This is a genomic window from Solidesulfovibrio sp. (assembly GCF_029978005.1).
GTDB lineage: Bacteria > Desulfobacterota > Desulfovibrionia > Desulfovibrionales > Desulfovibrionaceae > Solidesulfovibrio.
In genome coordinates this window covers 1-8,330 of record NZ_JARKOZ010000138.1, presented here as the reverse complement: position 1 = coordinate 8,330, position 8,330 = coordinate 1, and the positions used below count along the sequence as shown (strand labels likewise).

Annotated in this window: 7 protein-coding genes; 3 read left to right on the top strand and 4 right to left on the bottom strand. The window is 69.8% G+C overall.

Annotated features, from left to right (window positions below; all coding sequences use genetic code 11):
* Both cobT and Q1K70_RS15560 read right to left on the bottom strand, forming a co-directional pair.
* Window positions 1-956: nicotinate-nucleotide--dimethylbenzimidazole phosphoribosyltransferase (gene cobT, locus Q1K70_RS15565; protein WP_300161373.1), on the bottom strand; the 956-nt coding region annotated here is incomplete at its 3' end.
* A gap of 115 nt (window positions 957-1,071) precedes the next feature.
* The gene (locus tag Q1K70_RS15560) at window positions 1,072-2,400 is read right to left on the bottom strand and encodes an ATP-dependent 6-phosphofructokinase (RefSeq protein WP_300161371.1); all 1,329 of its coding nucleotides are present in this window, start codon (window positions 2,398-2,400) and stop codon (window positions 1,072-1,074) included.
* Between the two features lie 94 nt (window positions 2,401-2,494).
* On the opposite strand from Q1K70_RS15560, the gene Q1K70_RS15555 reads away from it, so the two are divergent.
* From Q1K70_RS15555 to mnmE, 3 genes are all read left to right on the top strand, one after another.
* Window positions 2,495-3,478, top strand: coding sequence for a glycosyltransferase family 1 protein (locus Q1K70_RS15555; RefSeq protein ID WP_300161369.1), 984 nt, complete (start codon window positions 2,495-2,497; stop codon window positions 3,476-3,478).
* A 119-nt stretch (window positions 3,479-3,597) separates the two neighbouring features.
* On the top strand, window positions 3,598-4,800 hold the full coding sequence (locus Q1K70_RS15550; RefSeq protein WP_300161367.1) for a PLP-dependent aminotransferase family protein: 1,203 nt from the start codon (window positions 3,598-3,600) through the stop codon (window positions 4,798-4,800).
* A gap of 6 nt (window positions 4,801-4,806) precedes the next feature.
* Window positions 4,807-6,207 carry a tRNA uridine-5-carboxymethylaminomethyl(34) synthesis GTPase MnmE gene (mnmE, locus tag Q1K70_RS15545; protein WP_300161365.1) on the top strand — a complete coding sequence of 467 codons (1,401 nt, stop codon included), beginning with the start codon at window positions 4,807-4,809 and terminating at the stop codon, window positions 6,205-6,207.
* On the opposite strand, the gene Q1K70_RS15540 is transcribed toward mnmE, so the two are convergent.
* On the bottom strand, window positions 6,208-7,053 hold the full coding sequence (locus tag Q1K70_RS15540; protein WP_300161363.1) for a tetratricopeptide repeat protein: 846 nt from the start codon (window positions 7,051-7,053) through the stop codon (window positions 6,208-6,210).
* 43 nt (window positions 7,054-7,096) lie between these two features.
* Entirely contained in the window at window positions 7,097-8,164 is a 1,068-nt protein-coding gene (locus Q1K70_RS15535) for an NAD-dependent epimerase/dehydratase family protein (RefSeq protein ID WP_300161361.1), read from the bottom strand.
* Window positions 8,165-8,330 lie beyond the last annotated feature (166 nt).

Sequence of the window (8,330 nt, the reverse complement as noted above, 5' to 3'; positions counted from 1 at the left end):
CGCAGTCCCAGGTCGAGCAGCGGTTTTTGTCCCAGGGCGTACATGATGGGCGCGTAGCCCGGTTCGGCCGAGGCGTGGCTGATGAAGGCGTAGTCGGCCACGTTGGGGGCGATGGCCCGGGCGGCCACGTAGGCGGCGGTGGAGATGAAACCGTCCACGGCGATGGGGAGCTTTTGCGCCGCCGCGCCGAGGACGAGGCCGGCCAGGCAGGCGATTTCCAGGCCGCCCAGGGAGGCCAGGATGTCCACGGGATCGCCCGAGGCCACGGTCGCGGCGTGCAGGCGCAGGGCCTTGGCCACGACGGCCGCCTTGCGGGCCACGCCCGAGGCGTCGAGTCCCGTGCCCGGGCCGGTGATGGTTTCCGGGTCGAGGTGCAGGTAGGCGCAGAAAAGGGCCGTGGAGGGCGTGGTGTTGGCGATGCCCATGTCGCCGGTGCCAAGGGCCAGGATGCCTTCGTTTGCGGCTTCGGCGGCCAGGGACGCGCCGAGCAGCAGGGCTTTTTCGCAGGTTTCGCGGCTCATGGCCGGGGCTTCGGCCAGGTTGGCCGTGCCCGAGGCCACGCGCGCGCCGGCGAAGCGGGGATGGCTGGGGAAGGGATCGCCCAGGCAGCCGGCGTCGACCACGCGCAGGTCGACGCCGGCGGTGTCGGCAAGCACGTTGATGCCCGCGCCGCCGGCCAGGAAGTTGGCCACCATCTGGCGGGTGACTTCCTGGGGGAAAAGGCTCACGCCCGCGGCGGCCACGCCGTGGTCGCCGGCGCAGACGTAGATGCGGGCCGGATCGACGGCCGGGGCCTGGCCGCCGCGTATGGCGTAGAGGCGCTGGGCGATCTCCTCGAGCCGGCCGAGGCTGCCGCGCGGCTTGGTCAGGTTGTCCAGGTGGGCCTTGGCCACGGGGAAAAGCGCGGCATCCACGGGGGTGATGGCATCGAGCAGTTCGCGCAGGGTCGCGGGCATGGAAACTCCTTTTGGGCAATGGCTCGCCCCGGGCGGCCCGTCGAGGATGTCGGGCCGCCCGGGGCGGGTTGGTCGGTTCTCTCGAAGCGAGGGGTACAGCCGTTTGGCCGCGGGTTCAACCGCCGTGGGGCGTGAACCGGGGCTGGCCGGTGGAGTCGAGCACGGCCTGCCAGTAGTCGGAGCAGGTGTCGATGCGCTTGCGTTCGCGGGTGACCAGCGGCAGCGGCACGTGGACGTAGCGGTCGTTGACCGAGCCGATCATGATGCCGGTCTTGCCGGCCAGGCCGGCGTGCACGGCGAGCCTCCCCAGGAAGCCGCAATAGACGGCGTCGGCGGTGTTTGCCGCCACGGCGCGCACGATGTAGCTCGGATCGATGACCTTGAGCGTGATGGGAATGTCCCTGGCCTTGAAATGTTTTTTGACGGCCGCGGCGAGCAGGCCGCAGAAGTCGCCGAGCACCGGGTTTCCCGAGGGGTCGGTGCGGCCGGTTTCCGGCACCAGATGCTGCCCCGCGCCCTCGGCGGCCACGATCACGGCATGGCCCCGGGAGCGCAGGCGCTTTTCCAGGACGTCGAGCACGCCGCCCTCGCCTTCCAGGGCGAAGGGCTCCTCGGGCACGAGCACCATGTTGACGTGCTTGAGCCCCATGCTGGCCTCGGCGGCGATGAATCCAGACTGCCGGCCCATGAGCTTGACCAGGCCGATGCCGTAGGGCGCGCCCAGGGCCTCGACGTGGGCGCAGGCGATGGCCTCGGTGGCCTGTTCGGCGGCGGTTAAAAAGCCGAAGGTGCGCGAGACGAAGTGAATGTCGTTGTCCACGGTCTTGGGGATGCAGACCACGCCGATGGCAAGCCCCCGCGCGGCGATTTCGGTCTGTATGGCCGAGGCGGCGCGCAAGGTGCCCACGCCGCCGATGAAGACGCAAAAGCCGATGCCCATGCGTTCCAGGGCGTCCACGATCTCGTCCACGGGCTGGGGCCCGCGCGAGGAGCCGAGGATGGTGCCGCCGAACTCGTGGATCTCAGCCACGTTTTCCGGCGTGAATTCCAGCACGTCGTGGCGGCAGGACGGGATGAAGCCGCGAAGGCCGTAGCGGATGCCGAGGGTGGCGGCCACGCCGTACTGGTGGCTGGCCTCCATGACGATGGAGCGGATGACGTCGTTGATGCCCGGGCAGATGCCGCCGCAGGTGACGATGGCCACCTTGGTCTTGTGGGGCGAGAAGAACAGTTTTTCGCGCGGCCCGGCCTCCTCGAAAAAGACCGGCGTGGCCCCGTCGCAGCTCACGGAGCCGCGCGAGATGCCGACGAGCACCCCGGCGTCGTCGGGCACGAACGCGCCGGCGCGCTTGGGGCTTTCGCAGGTCGGCTCGCCAAGGGTCGGCACGGCCGTGGCTTCGGGGGTCAGGGGCATGTCGGGCAGGGCGTCCTTGTTGTTGCGCATGGCGACTCCTTGAGGCATCTCGGTCGGGGGATGGCCGCTTTGGTGTTAGCCTTTCGGCGCTGCGGCGGCAACCGCCGCCGGGAGAAGGAACGACGTGGGACGCATTTTCGTATTTTTGCCGCCGCTACGCACGGTTTCCGGCGGATTGGCGGTGCTTCTGGACACGGCGACGGGCCTTTCGCGCCTGGGTCGGGACGTGGTTCTCGTCGTGCGCGAACCCGGAGCCACGCCGCTCGCCCTGCCGGCCGGGCTGCCGGCGGTTTCCCTGGCGACGACGGGCATGACGGCGCGGGACGCCTACCTCGTTCCCGAGGGCTGGCCCAACGCCCTGGCCCCGGGGCTCGCCGCCGGAGCGCGCTGCCTGGTCTACTGCCAGAACTGGGCCTATCTCTTCAACGGCCTGCCCCCTGGCGTCGGCTGGGACAGGTTGCCGGTCTCGTTTCTCGCCGTCTCGGACCCGGTGGCCCGCTATATCGAGTTCTCCCTCGGCACGCTGCCGCCAGTGTTGCGCCCGGCCATCGACCCGGCCCGGTTCCATCCGCCAGCGTCCAAGCCCGCGCCGGGTCCCGTGCGGGTGGGCTTCATGCCGCGCAAGAACAAGGCCCTGGCCACCATGATCCGCGAGGTCGCCGCGGCCAGGGCTGCGCGCACCGGGCTGGCCCTGGACTTCGTGGCCATCGACGGCCTTTCCCCGGACGGCGTGGCCGAGGCGCTGCGCTCCTGCCACATGTTCCTGGCCACGGGCTTTCCCGAGGGCTGCCCCCTGCCGCCGCTGGAGGCCATGGCCTGCGGCTGCCTGGTAGCCGGCTTTTCGGGCTTCGGCGGCTTCGACTACATGCGCCAGATCGACCCGGCCGGCCACGCGCCGTCCGTGCTCCTGCGCGAGGTTCCCTGGGGCGGCAACGGATGCTACGCGGCGGACAATGACGTTTTCGGGGCGGCCACGTGCCTGGAGGCGGCGGCGCGGCTGTGGCTCGATGGCGGCGAAAAGCTGGCGACGGCGCTGGAAAACGGGAGAAGGACGGCGGCCGGCTACGAACCGGCGCTACGGCTGGAAGAACTCAAAAAAGTTCTGTGAACCCGCAAAGTTAAAAATTTTCTTTCTAAGGCCGCCCTTCCCGCCTACCATGACGCGACCGGCCGCTTCGACGGGTCAGTCGCCCGCCCTTTCGCGGCCTCCAACGCAGGAGGTCTCACGTGCCCGCTTTCGCCAAACGCATGTCCCAGGTGCGTCGCTCGTTCATCCGGGAAATCCTCAAGGTCACCGCCGATCCGTCCATCATCTCCTTCGCCGGCGGCCTGCCCAAGCCTGACCTGTTCCCCACCGGCCCCATGGCCGACGCCGCCGCCCGGGTATTGGCCGAAAACGGGGCCGCCGCCCTGCAATACTCCGTGACCGAAGGCGAACCCGCCCTTCGCGAATGGATCGCCGCCCGTTACAAGGCGAAAAAGGGCATGAACGTCGATCCGGCCAACGTCCTCATCACCAACGGCTCCCAGCAGAGCCTCGATCTCCTCGGCAAGGTGTTTCTGGACCCCGGCGACGTGGTGGCCGTGGAGCTGCCCGGCTACATCGGGGCCATACAGGCCTTTTCCGTGTTCGAGCCCGCCTTCGTCGGCGTGCCCCTGACCCCGCAGGGCCCGGACATCGACCGCCTGACCGACGCCCTGGTCCGGCAAAAGGCCAAGATGTTCTACGCCGTGCCCAACTTCCAGAACCCCTCGGGCCTGACCTACTCCCTGGCGGCCCGGCGCGCCGTGGCCGAGGCGCTTCGCGTGGCCGACACCGTCTTCGTGGAGGACGACCCCTACGGGGAACTGCGCTTTTTCGGCGAACCCCATCCGCCGGTGACGGCCTTCACCTACGGCGACGCCTACATGCTCGGCACCTTCTCGAAAATCGCCGCCCCGGGCCTGCGCCTGGGCTGGATCGTGGCCACGCCCGACAGCCTGCCCAAGCTCGTCACGGCCAAGCAGGCCTCGGACCTGCACTGCTCCACCTTCGTGCAGCGCGTGCTCATCGACTACCTCGCCCACAACGACCTCGACGCCCACATCGCCGTCATCCGCAAGGTCTACGGCGCGCAGCGCGACCTCATGGTCGAGCGCATCAAGGCCGAGTTCCCGGCGGAAGTGACCTGCACCGAACCCGAGGGCGGCATGTTCCTGTGGGTGACCCTGCCCGAGGGCTGCTCGGCCTTCGCGCTGTTCGACCTGTGCATCAAGGAGAAGGTGGCCTTCGTGCCGGGCGGCCCGTTCTTCGTGGACGGCGGCGGCACTCGGGAGATGCGGCTCAACTTCTCCAACGCCGAACCCGAGCGCATCGCCGAGGGCATCGCCCGCATGGGCCGGGCGATCAGGAAGCTTTTGGCCGAGCCCAGCTGCGTAGCGGGCGCGTAGGACGCCATGCCGGCCCTTCGTGACGACCCGACGGACACCATCGCCGCCGTGGCCACCCCGCCGGGACGCGGCGGGGTCGGCATCGTGCGCCTAAGCGGCCCCCAGGCCCCGGCCGTGGCACGACGTCTCTTCGCCTCCGCCCGGCCGGGCTTTGCGGGCATGAAGCCCTACCGCCTGCACCACGGGACGATCACGGACGCCGACGGACGGGGGCTCGATTCCGGCATGGTCGCCTTCATGCCCGGTCCCGGCAGCTACACCGGCGAGGACACGGTGGAATTTTACTGCCACGGCGCGCCGGCCGTGCTGCGCCGGGTGCTCGCGGCCTGCTTCGCCCTGGGGGCGCGGCCGGCCGGGCCGGGGGAATTCACCAAACGGGCATTTCTCAACGGCCGCCTGGACCTGTCCCAGGCCGAGGCCGTGGCCGAACTCATCGCCGCGCGCGGCGACGTCGACGCCGACCTGGCCCTGGCCCGGCTGTCCGGGGGCCTTACCCGGGCGATGGGCGAACTGGCCGCCGCCCTGAACGAGCTGCGCGCCGGCGTCTGCCTGGCCGTGGATTTTCCCGAGGAGGAGGTCGAGTGCCTGCCCAAGGCGGCCTTCGCCGCCGGAGTCGAGGCCGTCATCCGGCGCATCGACGACCTGCTGGCGGCCGGCCGGCGGGCCCGGCCGTTTCGTCTGGGGGCGCGGGCGGCGCTCTTTGGCCGGGTCAACGCCGGCAAGTCGAGCCTGTTCAACGCCCTGCTCGGCACGGACCGGGCCCTTGTCGCCGACCTCCCCGGCACCACGCGCGATTACCTGGAGGAGGGCCTGGACCTCGACGGCCTGCCCGTGCGCCTGACGGACACGGCCGGGCTGCGCGAGACGCCCGACGCCGTGGAGGCGGCCGGCAAGGCGCGGGGCGTAAGCCTCGCCGCCCGGGCGGAACTGGGGCTGTACGTGGTGGACGGCTCGGTTCCCTACGTCGCCGACGCCGAGGCCGAGGCATTGGTGGCCGCCCTGGGGCGGGAGAAGGTGCTGGCTGTCGCGGCCAAGGCCGACCTGCCGCCCGGCGAACCCGATCCGCGCCTGGCCCTGGCCGCCCTGGGGCTGGAGACCATCCCGGTCTCGGCCCGCACGGGCCTGGGCCTGACCGGGCTGCTCGCCGCCATGCGGGAGCGGCTCACCCGCGAGGCCGGCCCGCCCGAGCCCGGCGCGCCCGCGCCGAACGAACGCGAGGCGGCGAGCCTCGCGGCCGCGCGCGCGGAACTTGCGGAACTGATGAAGGATATCGGGGCGGACGTGCCCTACGATCTGCTCGGCGTGCGCCTGGAGGCGGCCGGAATGCTGCTGGCCGACGTCACGGGCGAAACCACGCCCGAGGACGTGCTCCGTGCCGTGTTCGACCGATTCTGCATCGGAAAGTGACTACCGCTCCATCTTTTCCCGGATTTCCTTGGCCTCTTCCAGGTTGGGATCCAGGTCCAGGGCGCGCACGGCGTAATCGTAGGCGTCGTCCTTGCGGTTCCACTTCATGTAGAATTTGGCGATGTTGAGGAAGGTCATGGGGTGGCCGCCGAACATCCTGACCGCCTCCAGGTAGATCGCCTCGGCCTTCTTGAACTCGCCGAGTCCATCGGCGGCGTCGATGGCCAGCCGCCAGGCCTGCTGGTCGCTCGGGAACCGCTCGATGGCCATGGCGAACATCTCCGCCGCCTCGGTGAGCAACCCCTCCTCCATGAAGAGCCTGCCCACCTCGCGCAGCACGTCGGGCTCGTCGCCGAAGCTTTCGGCCACCCGACGCAGGTACATCTTGCCCTTGGGATAGCTTTTCTGGCGCAGGTGTTCGCGGCCGAGCTGGAGCCACTCCTCCCGCTGCTTGTTGCGCCGCTGCTCGGCCTGGTCCTTTTCCTTCTGCTCGGTGTCTTCCATCTTGATGCGAAAGGCCGTGAGCTTTTTGATGAGCAGCGTCTCGTCGCCGGGCTTGTAGCGCAGAAACTGCCCGCCGCCGGCGCCGATCTCCTCCAGGAAGGCCGTCACCCGGGGATGGCGGCTGAATTCGTCGCACATCTCCGCGAAAAGCAGGTCCACCTCGGAACGGCCCATGCCCAGCGCCGCACCCGTGCTCTTGAGCACCAAGGCGTCGTTGGCCGCCTCGATGCAGCGAAACAGGTCGTCGCGCCGCAGATACCCCCGGGCGCGGCTGATGTTTTCGCGGATGGCCCGCGCGTCCGCGACCATCCGCTGATGGTCCACCTTGCGTTGCGAAATCATGGTTGCCCGCCTTTGCGTTTCGGGCGGCTCCCCAACGCCGGGCTTACAGCGTGGCCAGCGTCCTGAGGCTCGCCTCGTGCTCGCGGACCCAGGCAAAAAGGTCCGCCAGGATCGTGCGCGCGTCGCGTTTGGGCGACCAGCCGTAATCGGCCGTCACCCGCCTGTTGTCGCCGATGTAGATGGCCAGGTCCGCCGGCCGGTTCTCGGCGTCGCCGCGTATCTCGATGCGGTTGCCCGTCAGTTCCTCGCAAATCCGCGTGGTTTCCAGGAGCGACAAGCTGCACGACACACCGCCGCCAACATTGTACACCTTTCCCCTGGCTTTCTCAAGATCCGCCAATTGCATATCGAGAAGATCGAAAAGGTCGTCCACGTGCAGCAAGTCGCGCACCTGTTTGCCCAGGCCGCCGAAGCCGATGTAGGACAGGCGGCGCTTGAAATAGTGGGCCTGCACCCACAGCGAGAAGACGCCCTGGTCCACCTTGCCGAACTGCCAGGGGCCGGCGATCACCCCGCAGCGGTCGACCACCGCGCGCACTCCGTACATGGCCTCGTACTCGCGCAGCACGAATTCAGAACACAACTTGGTCGCCCCGTACATGGACTTGGGGCCGGTGAGGTCGAAATCGACGTCCAGGCCGGCCGGCGACCAGCCGCGCGGGCCGGCGACGTCCTCCCACACGAAGCGGCTGGCCTCTTCGCGGCGCGGCACGGCGTTGATGGGGTCGTAGGGGTAGACACGGCTGGTGGAGAGAAACACGACGTCGGCCCGGTTCTTGCGGGCCACTTCCAGGCAGTTGATGGTGCCCGTCAGGTTGGTGTTGACCAGGTACCGGGGCGAGCCGCCGAAACCGGCCAGCACCGAGGGCTCGGCCGAACACTCGAGCAGCACGTCGATCTTGTCGTCGAACTCCATGTCCTCGGGATTGCGGATGTCCCCATGCACGACCCGGATGCCCTCGGCCGCCAGGCGCGGCAGGTTGAACTCCGAACCCCGGCGCTTCAGGTTGTCGAGCACGATGATCTTCAGGTCCGGATACTTGCGCTTGAAGGACACGGCCAGGTTGCTGCCCACGAAGCCGGCCCCGCCGGTGACGAGCATGGTGCGCATGGATGCGACTCCTTGGGGGAATTGAGGAACGGGGGGGGGGGGGGGGGGGGGGGGGGGGGGGGGGGGGGGGGGGGGGGGGGGGGGGGGGGGGGGGGGGGGGGGGGGGGGGGGGGGGGGGGGGGGGGGGGGGGGGGGGGGGGGGGGGGGGGGGGGGGGGGGGGGGGGG

Coding starts and splice junctions, on each gene's coding strand:
- Q1K70_RS15560 (WP_300161371.1), bottom strand. CDS start 2,400: ATGCGCAACAACAAGGACGCCCTGCCCGACATGCCCCTGACCCCCGAA.
- mnmE (WP_300161365.1), top strand. CDS start 4,807: ATGCCGGCCCTTCGTGACGACCCGACGGACACCATCGCCGCCGTGGCC.
- Q1K70_RS15540 (WP_300161363.1), bottom strand. CDS start 7,053: ATGATTTCGCAACGCAAGGTGGACCATCAGCGGATGGTCGCGGACGCG.
- Q1K70_RS15535 (WP_300161361.1), bottom strand. CDS start 8,164: ATGCGCACCATGCTCGTCACCGGCGGGGCCGGCTTCGTGGGCAGCAAC.